15 protein-coding genes and 1 pseudogene are annotated in these 15230 nt (G+C 35.9%); 4 read left to right on the top strand and 12 right to left on the bottom strand.

Annotated features, from left to right (window positions below):
* From AZH43_RS03485 to AZH43_RS03495, 3 genes are all read right to left on the bottom strand, one after another.
* The gene (locus AZH43_RS03485; RefSeq protein ID WP_067666630.1) at window positions 1-3051 is read right to left on the bottom strand and encodes a thioester reductase domain-containing protein; all 3051 of its coding nucleotides are present in this window, start codon (window positions 3049-3051) and stop codon (window positions 1-3) included.
* A 535-nt stretch (window positions 3052-3586) separates the two neighbouring features.
* On the bottom strand, window positions 3587-4741 hold the full coding sequence (locus AZH43_RS03490) for an MFS transporter (protein WP_067666632.1): 1155 nt from the start codon (window positions 4739-4741) through the stop codon (window positions 3587-3589).
* A 77-nt stretch (window positions 4742-4818) separates the two neighbouring features.
* Window positions 4819-5421, bottom strand: coding sequence for a TetR/AcrR family transcriptional regulator (locus AZH43_RS03495; protein WP_067666634.1), 603 nt, complete (start codon window positions 5419-5421; stop codon window positions 4819-4821).
* A gap of 175 nt (window positions 5422-5596) precedes the next feature.
* Between AZH43_RS03495 and AZH43_RS03500 the strand changes: the two are divergent.
* A pseudogene (locus AZH43_RS03500) lies at window positions 5597-5988 on the top strand (helix-turn-helix domain-containing protein).
* A 36-nt stretch (window positions 5989-6024) separates the two neighbouring features.
* On the opposite strand, the gene AZH43_RS03505 reads toward AZH43_RS03500, so the two are convergent.
* Window positions 6025-6648, bottom strand: coding sequence for an HNH endonuclease (locus AZH43_RS03505; RefSeq protein WP_067666636.1), 624 nt, complete (start codon window positions 6646-6648; stop codon window positions 6025-6027).
* Window positions 6649-6693: 45 nt separating this feature from the next.
* Window positions 6694-6915 carry an excalibur calcium-binding domain-containing protein gene (locus tag AZH43_RS03510; RefSeq protein WP_067666639.1) on the bottom strand — a complete coding sequence of 74 codons (222 nt, stop codon included), beginning with the start codon at window positions 6913-6915 and terminating at the stop codon, window positions 6694-6696.
* Between the two features lie 154 nt (window positions 6916-7069).
* On the opposite strand from AZH43_RS03510, the gene AZH43_RS03515 reads away from it, so the two are divergent.
* The gene (locus tag AZH43_RS03515; protein ID WP_067666695.1) at window positions 7070-7729 is read left to right on the top strand and encodes a hypothetical protein; all 660 of its coding nucleotides are present in this window, start codon (window positions 7070-7072) and stop codon (window positions 7727-7729) included.
* Between the two features lie 66 nt (window positions 7730-7795).
* On the opposite strand, the gene AZH43_RS03520 is transcribed toward AZH43_RS03515, so the two are convergent.
* The 3 genes from AZH43_RS03520 to AZH43_RS03530 all read right to left on the bottom strand — a co-directional run bounded on the left by AZH43_RS03520 (window position 7796) and on the right by AZH43_RS03530 (window position 9942).
* Window positions 7796-8470, bottom strand: coding sequence for a hypothetical protein (locus tag AZH43_RS03520; protein WP_067666641.1), 675 nt, complete (start codon window positions 8468-8470; stop codon window positions 7796-7798).
* A gap of 245 nt (window positions 8471-8715) precedes the next feature.
* Entirely contained in the window at window positions 8716-9591 is an 876-nt protein-coding gene (locus tag AZH43_RS03525) for a hypothetical protein (RefSeq protein ID WP_067666643.1), read from the bottom strand.
* Window positions 9592-9666: 75 nt separating this feature from the next.
* Window positions 9667-9942, bottom strand: a complete 276-nt coding sequence (locus AZH43_RS03530; protein WP_067666645.1) for an Arc family DNA-binding protein — start codon at window positions 9940-9942, stop codon at window positions 9667-9669.
* Between the two features lie 110 nt (window positions 9943-10052).
* On the opposite strand from AZH43_RS03530, the gene AZH43_RS03535 reads away from it, so the two are divergent.
* Both AZH43_RS03535 and AZH43_RS03540 read left to right on the top strand, forming a co-directional pair.
* A complete protein-coding gene (locus AZH43_RS03535; protein ID WP_067666647.1) occupies window positions 10053-10202 on the top strand; it encodes an Arc family DNA-binding protein in 150 nt (49 codons plus the stop codon).
* 66 nt (window positions 10203-10268) lie between these two features.
* Complete coding sequence (locus AZH43_RS03540) at window positions 10269-11078, top strand: BRO-N domain-containing protein (RefSeq protein ID WP_067666649.1); 810 nt, start codon at window positions 10269-10271, stop codon at window positions 11076-11078.
* A gap of 43 nt (window positions 11079-11121) precedes the next feature.
* On the opposite strand, the gene AZH43_RS03545 is transcribed toward AZH43_RS03540, so the two are convergent.
* From AZH43_RS03545 to AZH43_RS03560, 4 genes are all read right to left on the bottom strand, one after another.
* Entirely contained in the window at window positions 11122-13200 is a 2079-nt protein-coding gene (locus AZH43_RS03545; protein ID WP_067666652.1) for a catalase, read from the bottom strand.
* 154 nt (window positions 13201-13354) lie between these two features.
* Window positions 13355-14032 (bottom strand): DUF421 domain-containing protein, encoded by a 678-nt coding sequence (locus AZH43_RS03550; protein ID WP_067666654.1) that lies wholly within the window; start codon window positions 14030-14032, stop codon window positions 13355-13357.
* A gap of 80 nt (window positions 14033-14112) precedes the next feature.
* Entirely contained in the window at window positions 14113-14409 is a 297-nt protein-coding gene (locus AZH43_RS03555; protein WP_067666657.1) for a hypothetical protein, read from the bottom strand.
* Between the two features lie 111 nt (window positions 14410-14520).
* On the bottom strand, window positions 14521-14793 hold the full coding sequence (locus AZH43_RS03560) for a hypothetical protein (protein WP_067666659.1): 273 nt from the start codon (window positions 14791-14793) through the stop codon (window positions 14521-14523).
* Between the last annotated feature and the right edge of the window lie 437 nt (window positions 14794-15230).

Below are 15230 nucleotides of genomic sequence, written 5' to 3' on the forward strand. Positions count from 1 at the left end.
TTATGTTTTCATTATATTACTGGGAATAAAATTGCTCTCAATCCAATACTTAAGATATTTATGTAAAATTTCTTGATTTAAAGTTGGGGATTCTAAATTATTACCTAAAGCTTTTTTGACATTATCCGTGCGATAAGTAGGCATATTTTCATAAACCTCCCAACGGGTCATTGAGCCATAGACAGGTTCTTTAAGCATAGGCAATAATGGCAGAAGTGGGTTGCTGTTCAAGTCACCAGATTTTTCTAAAATATTTATCCATTCTTGATACTGAACTAGCTCTAAGTTATAGCCATATTTAAGAAGATATCCGTGTAATTCAATTAAATTAATCGAATCATCAGGATTTAAAGGCACAAAATTATAACACTGCTGATAACACATTTTTTTTGCGATATTCAATAAGCAACTACTTACATAATCTACTGCAATAAACTCTTTTTTCTGCTTCTCTAATTTAGGAAATACTCCTATTTCGATACAGCCTTTTAAAAATCTTGCTACGAAGTCTTTTTCATTACCAATACCATTTTTACTATCTCCCATGATAAAACCAGGGCGATAGATATTAATCGGAAGGCCTTCATCTTGCGCTCTGATCATTATTTTTTCTGCAACCCATTGGCTTTGAGAATAACCTGTATCGTATCTTAAGCAATCGAGATGCTTATCCAAAGGTTCATTTTCACTTAAATCACTCACTTTATTGAAAAAGCCAGTAGGTCCAAATGCAGCAATGCTTGAAGTATAATGTAAAGGTTTAACTCTATGATTAATTGAAAATTCAATTATGTTTAAGGTACCTGTCACGTTGGCAGGCTTATGCACTGAGTAGGGTTGTGTATAATTTACATGAGCTCCCAAATGAAAAATACATGATATATCCTCACTGAGTTTTTCGTATTCAGTATGCGTTAAGCCAAATAAGTTTTGATCTAAAAAACCACAGATAACTTTAATTTTTTTTAAATATGTTTCATCCCATAGATTGTATTTTTTTTGGTTGAGAATAATTTTTTCCAGACCGTCTGATATGTTTTTAGCTCTTACTAAGCAATAAACTGCTTTAATTGAATCTTCTTTACATAGGTCATTTAAAAAGAAAGCACCTAAAAATCCAGTGCTGCCCGTAAGAAATACGTTGCCTTCATTTTCGGATAGCCAATTAATTTGGTGATAATTTTTTTCAAATAATGGTAATTCTAAATTTCCATCGTTTCTTAATATTTCTACAGTATTGTCTATTGAAACACTTTCTATTTTATTGATTTTAGATTCAATTAATAGCGCTAATTTAATGAGTGTAGGATTTTCATACAGTTCAATAATAGGGATTTGAACATAAAAATGTTTTTCAATATCTATTACTAATGTTGCGACATGCAATGAACTCCCACCTAATTCAAAGAAGTCATCATACTGATCTATTGATGAGTAATTAAGCAATTCAATCCAAAGTTTTCTCAATTTTTTTATAATATGGTTTTCATCACTTGTATCAATTTTTTTATTTATATCTGACATTTCAAAAAGCTTTCTTTTATCAGCCTTGCCATTTGAATTTAATGCAATATATGGAACTAAAGAAATCCTAGGGAGCATATAATTTGGAAGAATTTTCCCTAATTTATCTTTTAGATCAAATAATGAAAATTCTTTTTTTAGAATAACATAGGCCATAATATAGGGTTCATGATGTATCTCAATAGGTTTGATGATATCTACAACTACCGATTCAACAAGCTTACTATGCAAAATTTCTTGCTCTATCTCCTCAAGATTTATACGATGTCCTCTAATTTTAATTTGATTATCTTTGCGTCCAAAGCATTCGAGAAAGTCATTGTTATTAATCCTTCCTAAATCCCCGGTACGGTAGATTTTTTGCTCAATGCCATTGATGGTTATTGTGATAAATTTTTCCAAATTTTCTGTATCATTATTAGCATAACTTCTAGATACACCATCACCTGCTATCCCAATTTCTCCCATATCCCCCTTATGCACGATTTCCATTTGATTGTTTAGGATGAATATATCTGTATTCGCAATTGGCCTTCCAATATCTATATTTTTATTATGATTTAAATATTCCAAAGTGATATGCCTTGTACTTGCATAAGTTGTACATTCAGTTGGACCATATCCATTTCTTAAATTTTCTACGTTAGAATGAATTAATACTTGCTTCATAGCATAGGCATTAGCGGGTTCACCACCAACAATTATAGAATTTACACCTTTGAATGCATCTGGCTTTGATAATGCGATTACATTAAATAAGGCAGTTGTAACAGCCATAATTGTAATATTACGATTTTTGATTTCTTCTTGAAAAGCATTAAGGCTTAATATTGTTTTCTTGGGGATTATATGAAGCGTGCACCCATTTAATAACGTACCGTAAATTTCAAATAAAGAAGCATCAAATGTTGGATTGCTAATATGGGAGACTTCATCTGTGGGTGTAAATACACAAAACTCCTCATTAAAAGCAAGACGCATAATTCCTTTGGATAAAATTTGTACTGCTTTGGGGGTGCCCGTGGTCCCTGATGTATGAAGAATGTGGGTTCTATGATCTAGTGTTAAATTTATTGTTTTTGATGGCTCTGCAAATTGCCTTTTAGTTATATTGCTTATTGTTAAGATTTTACTAATTTTCAGTCTATTTTTTTCACAATCTTCTGTTATCAATATCTTACAGCGTAAATTATCTAAAATATTCTGAATTCTTAGAGTAGGCTGGTTCCTATCTAAAGGGATACAAGTGCCGCCTCCAAATAAAATTCCTATTTGAGCAATAATACTTTCAATTGATGGCTCAAGAAGAATCCCTATAGGCTCTTCAATGGAAATATCTAGTTCTCGCAGTTGATAGGCTAAACTCTTTGCCTTTTTTATTAGTTCGCTATAGGTAATAGATTCTTGTTCAATTTTTATTGCTATTTTTTCAGGAAAAGTAATAGCTAATGAATCTAAAATTTTAGTTAAATCGCATTGTAAATAAGAATTTTTATTCCCAATTAAGTAACTCAATTGATGGTTCATTTAAAATTTCTCTCATTGTAAAAAGACTTTAATTTAAACTTCAAGAGATTGAATATTAACTTCTTTTATTTTGCGTTTCTTTGGCTAATACTTACTATTTGGTCAAATTTAGAACCGTTTTCTATAATTATTTGGGCCCACCGCTGCTACAGAATGACCAACCGTAGATTGCTGATTAAACGATAATTAAAGCGGACAGATCTTTGTAATCATGCTTGTGGCGGATTCACCCTGCATTGTATACAGCATGGTAGGCAGGAAAATACATCCCTTGGATCCTTAAGATTATTCCAGCTTTCATTGGAGCTTTACTCACTTTGATGTTGAGCGGCGACATTGATAAGACAGGGAAAATTTAAATTTCACAATAATTCGTGATAATGAGGGCTTTCGGAACAAAACTTATAAAGAAACTGGCGGTGTTTATGGTGCTGTGCAGTATGCGTTAGAACGTACAGCACAAGCACTAAACTCAGAAAATCACTTAAATATACTTTTCTGTTAACACGTATTTTCTAATCATATTAAGAAAAGTTTAAGACCAGCCTTGTTGACGATTACGTATGTAAGGCAGAAGAGAAGCCAATGCTAATACAGCCAATACAGCACCAATCCATAAGCCTGAACGTAAGCCATAACCATTTGTAATCGCTAAACCGCCAATATATGAGCCGCCGCCTAAACCAATGTTAATTACCGATGTATGTACCGCATTGACCATAGGCCCAGGATGGGCAACACTGACAATTCTCGCCATCATTGCTGGATTCATTGGAACACCTGATAAACCAATTAAGATTATTGCGATGATTGCCACCGTTTTATATTCGGCAAAGATTGCAAAAGCGAACAAGGCTATAGTTAATACGGTTAGTCCAATGAGCATAATGTTAAGGCTGTGATCATGTGCTAAACGACCAGTGATCGTGTTACCTACAATATTTGCAAAACCAAATGCCATCAAAATAAATGGCACAACTTGCATGCTGAAACCAGTAATATCGACCAAAACAGGGACAAAATAACTAAATGCTGCAAAGCTTGCACCTAGAATCAAGCAGCTGGTTGCACAGGCTTTCCAGTACGCTTTATTTTTAAAGGCTTTGATCTCATCTTCCATTTTGAGCTGTCCACTGCCAGTTACTTCAGGTAAAAGACGTACTAGAGCGATGAGGCATACAAATACCAATACAGCGACTAAACCAAAAGTGATACGCCAGCCCCATTGTTGATCAATTATGGTCGCAAGAGGGACACCAAATACATTGGAAATCATAAAACCACCAATCACAATCGCTGCTGCGCGAGGGCGGTTATGATTTGGAACCATGGCCATACTTATGGCAAGTGAAAGGCTTAAGCAGCCAGCACATAAGACACCAGTGACAAGACGGATGACGATCAAAACAGCATGACTGGAAGTAAATGCGCTAAGACCTTGAATCACCACATAGAGTGCTAAAAGAATCAGTAAGACTTTGCGATATTGAACTTTATATTTGAGGAAAAAGTAGGTGAGAACAGGCCCACCTAACATGACACCAAAGGCATAGTATGAAATTAAATGTCCAACGTCACCTACACTAATTCCAAAGGCATGGGATAAAGTGGCGGTCATACCAGCGACCATCAATTCTGCTGTACCAATTGAAAAAATCGCCAGACCTAATATATATACTGCTAACGGCATTTTTTTAACACATTCCTATTTATTTAACGATCATTACAAAATTAAAGGGTTTAATTTCTTTTGCACTGGTGATGTAATTACAAGTTGGCTAAGAGGCCATTAACTACATCTTCCAGAAAGCTTTTATCTGAAATATTTTTGTTCAGTACACGCAAGCCGTAGTAACCAGCTAAAAAGCTTCGAGCCATTTCAAGGGCTGAAGCTTTGCTGCTGAATTCCCCATTTGCTTGTCCTTCGACAAATACTGCGATGAGAGATTTCTCTAGGCGTTGTCGATACTCTTGATTCAGATTTGCGACGACCGGATCTTTATCTCCCATTTCTAAAGCGGAGAATAAGACCATTGCTTCGTGCTTTTCTGATTGTGAAAGATCCTCGGCAATCCCCCAAAGCAAGAGGGATCGTAATCGATCTTTGAGCAGTCCTGACTGTGTCAGGATAGATAATTGAGCAGCCATAGTTTGTTCATGGCTACGTAATAAAGCTTGTTCATATAAGGCTTGTTTGCTGCCGAAAGCGTTATATAAACTTCCTCTTCCTAAGCCTGTGCTATCACATAAATTTTGCGCAGAAGTGCCTGCATACCCATTGGTACTAAAGACAGCTACGGCTGCATCAATGATCTCTTTATCTTCAAACTGTCTAGGACGGCCTGGATAATTAGATTTTTCATCACTCATGGATAAGCCCGAGAGGGGTAAGCTGAGGTGGTATACTAGGTATTATGGAACGATTTGTCAAATATTAAGTCAGTGCTTAGAATTCTTATTTATGAAGAAAAATAAGATATTTATAATGGGTATTATGCAAAATGCTTGAAATTTACTCACAAGCATCAATATTTTATATGAAACCATGACGGGGTTCAGCGCACTGTCATGGTTTCATTTCGATTATGTCAGCAAGCCAGAAAATGAAGATGATTTGTGAATACACTTGTTGAAGCCTTGGATGAGCTTTTAGATACCGTTGGTGATGATGAGTCACATCCTTTAATGGGGCTTATTCATCAGCTGGGCGATTTAGTTTCTGCGTATGAAAACGAACATTTACCTATGCCCAAAGGCGATGGCCGAGCGGCTTTAGCTTTTTTGATGGCGCAGCACGGTTTGGGTCAGTCTGATTTACCAGAAGTCGCAACCCAATCTGTTATCTCAGAAATTTTAAGCGGTAAACGCCAATTGAACATTCGTCATATTAAAGCGCTATCTGAGCGGTTCAATGTCTCCGCAGATACTTTTTTCTAAAAGGTAGAGTGCCGTGTGGCATTATATTTGAGTTTATTAAGATGATTCAACGAGTAGCATAGCTTTTACTTCACTAATAGTAAAAGCGGGCTTTCTTCGATGGATTATGTAATGACAATTGGGGCAAACAGGGGCTAAGTCATCCTTTGGATTTACAACGTATTCTTTTTTAATTGAACTGATTTCGATTAAGTGATGTACATGAATGCATTCTTTACCAATTTCTCCGTATGTTTTTTCAAAATCAAATGAACAAACAGCACAAGTATAACCATGTATTTCTAAACATTTTTTACGTGCTTTTTTATTTCTCTCGTACGCATTAATTGTGACTGTTTTAGTAGAACCTTCGGTTAATCCATCTGAAAACTTTTCTTCATACTCTTCAGGTGGGAGAGTTTCCGTTATTTGTAGACGCCAATTTCCTCTACCAGCAGTTATGGGTTTTTCAATTAGGCCTTCTTGAACTAGATCTTGATGGGCCCAGCGGATTTTATTTTGATAAATGGGACGCCCTTTTTTTTCTTCACTCAGCTCTGAAGGGCTTAGAGCCCATAGACTTGAAAAAAAACTATAAGCAATTTCAGGGGTAATTGAACCTCTCTCAGAAATTAGAGTGATTAATTGCTCTTTAATAATTTTGCGATTTGGAACGGGCATTTTTTGAACCTAGATCTAACTGTTTAAAATAAAAAAGATAAGAGTTTATTTCTTCTTCTTCGGGCACTTCTTGCCATTTCCACCCGGCAAGCAATCACATGCTTGACCATCACCGTCGCGGTCTAAACTTTTCCAGCCTGTCTGTCCTGATTTCTTCCTTTGCTCATACCATTTCTGTGCTTGCTGCTGAGTACTAAAGTCAGCACACTTTTTTGCATAAACTTGGATGGAAGTGAACCCCAAAACTAAAATAAGTAAAAATTTCATAAATTATTTTAAAGTCAAAACATTAGCCGAAGTCTAACAACTCTCAGCTTGTTTGCTCAATGAATCTAGTTAGAAAGTATTATAAAATTTAGTTTGGTTGACAAAACTTTAAAATAGTCCTAAATCAAACTTTTATTTTATAAAAAACATGATAATGGAAAATTTATTAAAAATTGGTGGGTTGTTGGCAGTTCTCGTTGTACCGATATTTTTGGCGCATTTGAACAATAGATTGGCACATCTAAAACATTCAAAAGATAGCAAAGCTGAGGCTTTGAAATTAGCAGATGAGTTTGAATCTTCTGAGCTAGAAAAGCGTTCAAATTTGTATAAGGATAGGCTAGCCAAATCACTTTTTAACAATGAAGCACTTACATATAGTGAGGCTAAATTCTTTACCAAGTATGAAAATGCAGATATGTGGGTAGGCGAATACGTAAAAGTAAGGAATAGGTTGAAACGTGAAAGGGATGAAGACGGTACTTTAATAGAGTTTAAAGCTAGGGCTAAGTGGTACACGATTCTGCTATCACTGTTTGGGTATATCGCTTTTGCTTTTGTAGGATTAATCCCTTTTTATAAAGCTCAGAAGTATATGGATTGGATACTAAGCTACTACGATAAAGGAATGCTATTAAGTGTTTTTATCATAGTTGCATTGCATGCAATATGTTTAGCTGCTGCATTTTTATGCCTAAAATATGTTGAGAGGTGTGCTGATGCGGGTATATTTATGAATGACTTTTATAAATATGCTTTTAAGGTAGAGAATATTGAAGAACAGGATATTGGTGAAATAGATAAGGTTGCATAGATTATAATCCCAAGCAAGCCAAGAATTCCTAAACTTGTAGAATAAAGCACCCGAAGGTGCTAATTTTTACTTGCGCGTATTTATTGGGCCAAACATTCCTGAATTGATTAATAATTCCCATGTTTTCTTAATGGCTTGACCTGTTTCTTGATTTACAAATAAAGAAGATCTACGTCCATGCGGTTTACCCAATAAGTGAGGCAACATGTTGTCCCAAGTTTCGGCAAAAGTGCTTATCTTAGAAGCATCAACGGCTTTTTCTAAGATTAAAGGCATAGCTGTAGACAAGGGGATAGTTCCATCATCGTAAAGTGGTTTACTCCATTCACACTTTACTAATACTGCAGTTGCTTGTGAGCTATAAAACTTCACTGCTAAACGTTCTGCTGTAATTAAAGCAGCATCATTCGGTATTTGTTTACGAACGGAGTCTATGACTTTTTGTCCATCATCATATGGACAGGTAATGAAACCGTGAGTAAAAAAAACAGTATGATCTAAACCTTTATATCCACAATCTGCGTGTGGAGCGACTACTTGTCTAGTTTTCTTTTGGATATTTAGTAAAGGATGCCAATCAGGATACCAATCTATAACAGGACCTAGATCAATAAATAAATCCTGCAGAACGCTTCTACTTTCGCTTTGTTCTTTAGTACTTAAATCATTAAGCCGAGACAGAAGATAGTTTTCAGCCCATGCTTTACCATCTTTTATCTCTTCATCTGCTCTAAAAGCCATGTTAGCAATCTCTTAAGAATCTAAAAACACTATATTTAAACATTATGCATAAAACAATGATTTTATGCATTAATTTTAAAATTTTTATTATCTACTTGTTCTTATTAACTTTAATTATTGACGCATTCGGTAAAGATATTTCAATATGAGCCATCTTTTTGTTTGGATAAGCACAGTATTAGACGGTATTTAGGTAATGAATGTGTGGCAATTCAAAAACAAAGAAGAGAACTAAAAAAAGCACCTTATGGTGCTTCTTTATTTTTTACTTCATTCTTAAATGCTTGTGCCATTGTCGTCATTGTTTCCAATGCATCTTTAGCAAAACTAACATCAGCATTCTTTAATAGGTAAGTTTCTGGCCATTTAATTTCTGAACTAAGTTGCTCCAACAAGATAGTAAAATCTTTATCACCCTTTTCAGCAGAGACAAGATATATCAGCATATATTTATCAAAAATTGATTTAATTTTGGTTAGGTAGGTTGATGTATCAGAGAAACTTTTATACTGGCGAAGATACCATGCACTTATAAACTCAATAAATATAAATACTAATGAGGTTGAGATGATGCCATATATGTGATTAGTTTTAAATTCACCTATGTAGCTTATATATATTTGCCAAAATATGATGGCGATAATGAAATAAGTAATTCCTGTAATAAAATATAGTTTTCCATTATCAAGAAGTATCGATGCTTTCTTATCTGAATCGATACTTTTTTCTTCCAGAGTATTTACTATTTTTAAAAAATACAGCTTAAAGCTATCGAGTGAATTTAAATCAGTGAGCCTTTCTTCTTTGCCTTGTTCTACTTTACTATTGGGATTTTGATTGATCTCTCTAGAGGTATCGATATCACTTAAATTCTTTGTACTTCTGAAAGCAGAATATAGTTCGCTTGAGAGTAAATATAGTATGGGAATACCAAAATATATAAAAATATTGTCTTGAAAAAATAAATCGAAAGTTTTTTCTGTGTCAATTGGTGGGCTAAATAATTGATATCCAAAGTAAGAGTATAATAATAAGAATATTGAAAACATTAAAACAAATTTTTTATTTCTACTGAAAATCTTGAAAATAAAATCGGTTGCTAAATTTATTTCGCTGAACATTTTTACCCTAAACAACTGTATTAAATATTTATAAAAAATAGGTTAACTTGGTTTTACCCCAAAAACTAACCAAAGTTAGTTTTCATCACTTTTTTTTGAGAGTCTTTCCCCGCGCTCAATTTCTTCACTCGTAAGTCGTATAGAGTTTTCCCCGAGCTTTTTCATAACGACAGCTAATAATTTCTCTAAAGGCACACTTTCTAGATACCCAATTTCATTTCTAAAGCTTTGCTCTAAACGAAATACAGCCTCGGCATTGATAGACCTGCCACTTTCTTTAGCAGCATTTTCAACCTGCTGTTTAAGTTCAATTGGTACACGAAGATTAAATTGTGGATCTGTTCTAGCCATCAGAATGAAGCCTAAATAAATTTTAGTAAGAATATGCTAGTACGGTGCTTGACTTCAATATTAGCACGGTATTAGTATTAGCACTGTGATATCAATAAAGAGTTTCTTAAATGTCGAGACAAGATAGACAATTGAATATTCGAATACCCCATAAATTGATAGCAGAGCTAAAGAAAAATGCGGAAGTAAACAAAAGATCTATGACAGCTCAACTAAATTTTATTATTGAAGAATGGTTGAAAAATCAGCCTAATAGCTAACACAAATAATGAAGCCCCTTAATCTTGGCGGACCAGGGGCTTCTGTCTAAACCTTGGAGTAAAGACATGAATAGTCTAGCATTAACATTTAATGAAGTGAACTTGAAACCATTATTAGTGAATAATAGTCAAGTTTGGATAGGGGTAACCCAAATTGGGTTAGCCTTAGGATATGCCAATCCCGAAACAGCTATAACGAAAATTTTTAATCGTAAGTCTGATGAATTTACTTCTGATATGACACGTCTAGTTGAAGTGCAGACGAATGGTGGGGTTCAGCAAATTAGAGCTTTCTCTTTACGTGGTTGCCATCTCATTACATTCTTTGCCCGCACACCAGTCGCCAAAGAGTTCCGCAAATGGGTACTCGACGTACTGGAAAAAGAAGTCTTGCAACAACAAATCGACACTCGAGTAAAAATCAACGCAGAACAACAAGCCTTACTCAAAGAAATTGTCGACCGACGTTGTGAGGGCAGCACAAAGAAACGCACTGAACTCTGGGCTAGACATAACAAGCACTTTCGCATCCCACGTTATAGCGAACTCTTGGCCATGCATTTCCAAGATGCTGTGGACTACCTAGAAACCATGCAAATCAAAGCAAAAGGGGATATTCATATAGATGAAAGCCAATCTATAGAAATGCTTTGTGGCCATGCTCGGCTATTTCAGGCTTGGTGGAACACCCATAGCCCGGCATTCGCCAAACTTAACCCACAGCTCGTTTATATGCTGCACGACAATATGTTCTCTATGAGCTATGCCATATCGGACGTATGCAAAAAATATGGCATCAAAGTACCAAGTTATGACTATGACCACATGTTCGAACTAAAAACACTGCCGCATGAACGATATAGATTGCTGAAATAAAAAAAGCCGCCCATTTGGGCGGTTTTTTTTACTGCTTGTTAAATTAGGCAGGTATAGAAGCAACTTTATCTTCCCGATCCCAATAGCGGTGATCCTGAATCGCTTTCTTAAATTGATCACTGACATCATTAAAACTTTGTGAAGTGATAAGCGCAGGATCTTGAGTAAGATTTAGGTCTTTAATTAAAGATTCCTTATCGCCTAGCAGTACAATCGGTTTCAGATGCTTATACGCTTCCAGAACATAATGCTTAGCAACACCATCTTTTAGAAAAACGTCTAAATTATCTCCATCAACAACCGCTACGGCATCGTAAGTAACAGATGGCTCACCATTTTGACGGCCTTTCACAGCAATCTCTTTACCATCATTCGACTTCACCGGTGCGGCACTCGGAGCCAAAACTTCAACGACCGCACTTTCTGATTCACCCCAAGCCTTGATTGCATCAATAGACATTGCATTTGCACCATCATGAACCAGCAGAGCAATTTTACGTTGTTTGATGTCAGGTGCAGGATATGCCAATGTACTTAAATATTCAGAAGATGAAACTGCTGCTTTTTTTAAGCCATCATTTTGACGCGTAGGAGCAGCCAGTCCTAATTCATTAGCAACATAATTGGCTAGATCTAAATCAATATTAGCGAGTACTTCATTTACCACTCTTTTACGAATTTCAACGGCTTTGACTTTTGAAAGCTCAAAAGAATATGCATCCTTCATATGCTGCTGTTCGTGTTTAGCCAGACTTTGATAATGCATCGTTGCCTGAGAAAAGTGGTCCGCAAAACTCTCGGGACGAATTCTAAGTTTAATGCCTTGCACTTCTTCAGGATGTGTTTTGAATGCATGAGGATCATCGCTGGCTTCTTTTGGCCAGTTGTCATCTACAGAATTAGGCTCATAATTGGCTTTGCCTTTATAGACCTCATGGTTCGCGTATCCGCCGCGTCGATTGGTATGAAAAGGGCAGACAGGTTTGTTAATAGGGATTTGATTAAAGTTTGCTGTACCTAGCCGATGCAGATGAGTGTCCGTATAACTGAACAATCGGCCCTGAAGTAATGGGTCATTACTAAAATCAATACCAGAAACAATATTGGCCGGACTGAAAGCAACTTGCTCAGTTTCAGCAAAGAAATCATCTGTATTTCGATTTAGGGTGAATTTGCCTAAGGGAGTAATAGGCACAAGCTCTTCAGGCACCAGTTTTGTGGCATCAAGCACATCAAAATCCCATTGTGCGGCATCTTCTTCGGTAAAAATCTGCGCACCCAATTCCCACTCTGGATAATTGCCGCGTTCAATTGCATCCCATAAGTCGCGGCGATGGAAGTCGGGATCTTTACCATTGAGTTTCAATGCTTCATCCCAGACGACTTGGGCTACACCTTGTTTAGGGGTCCAATGGAATTTAACCAAGAAAGCTTCATTATTTTTATTGATTAATCTGAATGTATGTACACCAAAACCTTGTATAGAGCGTAGATTTCTTGGAATTGCTCTATCAGACATGATCCATGTAGTCATATGTGACGCTTCTGTATTCAGTGAAATAAAATCCCAGAACGTATCATGCGCCGATTGGCCAGTTGGAACTTCATTCGGATCTTCTGGCTTTACAGCATGTACAAAGTCAGGAAATTTAATCGCATCCTGAATGAAAAAGACTGGAATATTATTCCCAACTAAATCGTAGTTACCATCTTCTGTATAGAATTTAATTGAAAATCCACGTACATCACGAACCACATCAGCCGAGCCTCGTCCACCTTGAACAGTGGATATCCTGACAAAAATTGGAGTCGGGTTTTGGGTATCGGTTAAGAACTTTGCTTTAGTCCACTTTTCATTGCCTTCATAGGCTTCGAAATATCCATGGGCACCTAGGCCGCGCGCATGAACTACACGTTCAGGAATACGCTCTCGATCAAAATGAATCAGCTTATCCCTTAAAAGAAAGTCCTCTAATAACGTTGGGCCTTTTTCATTAATTTTCAGGCTATTTTGATTATCTGCAACTGGTACGCCTAGAGAGGAAGTGAGCGTTTTTCCTTTTGGGTCTACATATGCCTCTTTATCAAATTGATCAATTTTGGAGGTTTTTGATATTTTCATGAGCTACGTCCCTTAGTGTGTTGTTCTAGAACAATGATCAAAGAAAGGTTTTGCAATAGTTGAAAACTCCTTAAAACATTAAAGCCGGTATAAAAAATTAGAGTAAAAAAGTGTTTGTATTTTGTTCGGTGTGATGGCTGTAAAATTTTCAGAGTTAATTATTTTCACATTTCAAAGACGATTTGGCCCAGTGTGTACAATCACATCGAGGGCAATTATGAGACAAATTATTGAGAAGCTGCGTGTGGCCGCACAACATGCATGAATAGTGGTGATCAATAATGTGCTCTTCAGCTTGCTTATAATTGTCGGGAAAAATTGGCAATCCCCACTTAATATTTTCTTTACTAAAGGGGATGACACTTAAATTTCCATCAGTTTCCAAGAGGGCTACTTTGACCTGCCCGAGATGCTCAATTTTTTTCTGTCTCATTTCAGCAAAGAATTCATCGTATGAATATTTTTCTTGTTTAATATCCTCAACGATCAGCAATCCATTTTTTACAATATACATTGGCTTGCCTTCCAATATATTTTCAATAGCATCAGATTTCATCATTAGATACGTTGTTAATCGATATAAAGACAGGATGACAGCAAAAACGATAACCGCATGAATAAGCGGGACGTCATCATAAAACATGGGATCTCCGGCAGCGGAACCCAAGCTTAAGATAATTGCGATTTCAAAAATAGAAAGCTGCCTGACACCACGTTTGCCTGAAAACCTTAAAACTAAAATTATCAAGACATACATGACAATGCATCGAATAACTATCTCGATTGCAAAGCTCCATGTTGTGTCGTGCAGCAATATTTTTATGAAGTCCATTCAGTGCTCTATGTCATTTTTTAAATTTTTATTAATTATAGTGATGATGAGTCAGCGAGGACTCATCATCAATTCACAGCTTACATTTTATCCCATGCATCTTTAATTGCATGCTTGGCCTGTTCCCACTTTAAGCGGGACTCCGCTTTCAATTCTTCCCATTTGACCTTCAAATCACTTTCCGAATCTTCAAACCTGGCATCATTGCCGCGTTCATTGCGGGCATGTTGCCCAAGCTCATACGCAGAGCGAAGATCTCGGTCGTAATCTACATCTGGAATGTCCTTTTGGATATCACCATAATAAGGGCGGTTAGAATAGTCTGTACGCCAATCATGCTTGATTGGGTTTTCATTTTGATGGTCATTGACAGTCATAATGATCTCCATTTGCATCAAACTAAAGAATTCAAATGATAGAAATCCGAATTCTTGGCTTGATGAAATTTAAAAGGGAATGTAAGCGTTAAAATCTAGCAGCTTAAAGATCTATTTGTGCTGCTGACGTTGCTGATCATTCTGCTGTTGATTGTTTTGCTGTTTGTCATTTTGCGGCTGTTGCTGCTGCTGACGCTGTTGGTCGTTTTGTTGATTGGGTTGCCGTTGTTGCTGGCCTTGTTGACGCTGTTGGTCATTTTGCGGTTGTTGCTGTTGCTGACCCTGTTGGTCATTTTGCTGGTTAGGCTGCTGTTGCTGCTGGCCTTGTTGATTTTGTTGATTGTTTTGACGATTTTCTTGGTTCTTTTCAGAAATGTTAGCCATTTTATGTACCTCATTCAATCGAGAAGAAATCCATGCCGAAAGTGACTGGATAAAATATTATTAGCATAGGAAAATAAAATGTTTATTATTTAAATGTTACAGTTTTTGGTTTTAAGTTCATGTATATCTTGATTTGAAATGGGGGTGTTGATATTTAATGATAATAAATAATTTTATTATTACAAATTGCAAACATTTATTAAAATAATAGAATTTTTTGAAAAATTATTCTTAAATTTTATTCTGTAGTTTTTAAAACATTTAATGATAATTAAATATGTATAAGTTCTATGGGTTACAATATTTTTATTAAGTTAAGTGACTTTTAGAATGTCAATTCTGATTAGAATTTTGCCTTATTTGGATTTTTCTTGATCTTTTTATTTGAATTATTGTTTATAGTTATTTGAAAATTAAGTATTTTTAGATTTTTGATG

The organism is Acinetobacter pragensis (assembly GCF_001605895.1).
Taxonomy (GTDB): domain Bacteria; phylum Pseudomonadota; class Gammaproteobacteria; order Pseudomonadales; family Moraxellaceae; genus Acinetobacter; species Acinetobacter pragensis.

What these genes read in the sequence shown, in the direction of transcription:
- AZH43_RS03485 (WP_067666630.1), bottom strand. Translation starts at nt 3,051, where the DNA reads ATGAACCATCAATTGAGTTACTTAATTGGGAATAAAAATTCTTATTTA.
- AZH43_RS03490 (WP_067666632.1), bottom strand. Translation starts at nt 4,741, where the DNA reads ATGCCGTTAGCAGTATATATATTAGGTCTGGCGATTTTTTCAATTGGT.
- AZH43_RS03495 (WP_067666634.1), bottom strand. Translation starts at nt 5,421, where the DNA reads ATGAGTGATGAAAAATCTAATTATCCAGGCCGTCCTAGACAGTTTGAA.
- AZH43_RS03505 (WP_067666636.1), bottom strand. Translation starts at nt 6,648, where the DNA reads ATGCCCGTTCCAAATCGCAAAATTATTAAAGAGCAATTAATCACTCTA.
- AZH43_RS03510 (WP_067666639.1), bottom strand. Translation starts at nt 6,915, where the DNA reads ATGAAATTTTTACTTATTTTAGTTTTGGGGTTCACTTCCATCCAAGTT.
- AZH43_RS03515 (WP_067666695.1), top strand. Translation starts at nt 7,070, where the DNA reads ATGGAAAATTTATTAAAAATTGGTGGGTTGTTGGCAGTTCTCGTTGTA.
- AZH43_RS03520 (WP_067666641.1), bottom strand. Translation starts at nt 8,470, where the DNA reads ATGGCTTTTAGAGCAGATGAAGAGATAAAAGATGGTAAAGCATGGGCT.
- AZH43_RS03525 (WP_067666643.1), bottom strand. Translation starts at nt 9,591, where the DNA reads ATGTTCAGCGAAATAAATTTAGCAACCGATTTTATTTTCAAGATTTTC.
- AZH43_RS03530 (WP_067666645.1), bottom strand. Translation starts at nt 9,942, where the DNA reads ATGGCTAGAACAGATCCACAATTTAATCTTCGTGTACCAATTGAACTT.
- AZH43_RS03535 (WP_067666647.1), top strand. Translation starts at nt 10,053, where the DNA reads ATGTCGAGACAAGATAGACAATTGAATATTCGAATACCCCATAAATTG.
- AZH43_RS03540 (WP_067666649.1), top strand. Translation starts at nt 10,269, where the DNA reads ATGAATAGTCTAGCATTAACATTTAATGAAGTGAACTTGAAACCATTA.
- AZH43_RS03545 (WP_067666652.1), bottom strand. Translation starts at nt 13,200, where the DNA reads ATGAAAATATCAAAAACCTCCAAAATTGATCAATTTGATAAAGAGGCA.
- AZH43_RS03550 (WP_067666654.1), bottom strand. Translation starts at nt 14,032, where the DNA reads ATGGACTTCATAAAAATATTGCTGCACGACACAACATGGAGCTTTGCA.
- AZH43_RS03555 (WP_067666657.1), bottom strand. Translation starts at nt 14,409, where the DNA reads ATGACTGTCAATGACCATCAAAATGAAAACCCAATCAAGCATGATTGG.
- AZH43_RS03560 (WP_067666659.1), bottom strand. Translation starts at nt 14,793, where the DNA reads ATGGCTAACATTTCTGAAAAGAACCAAGAAAATCGTCAAAACAATCAA.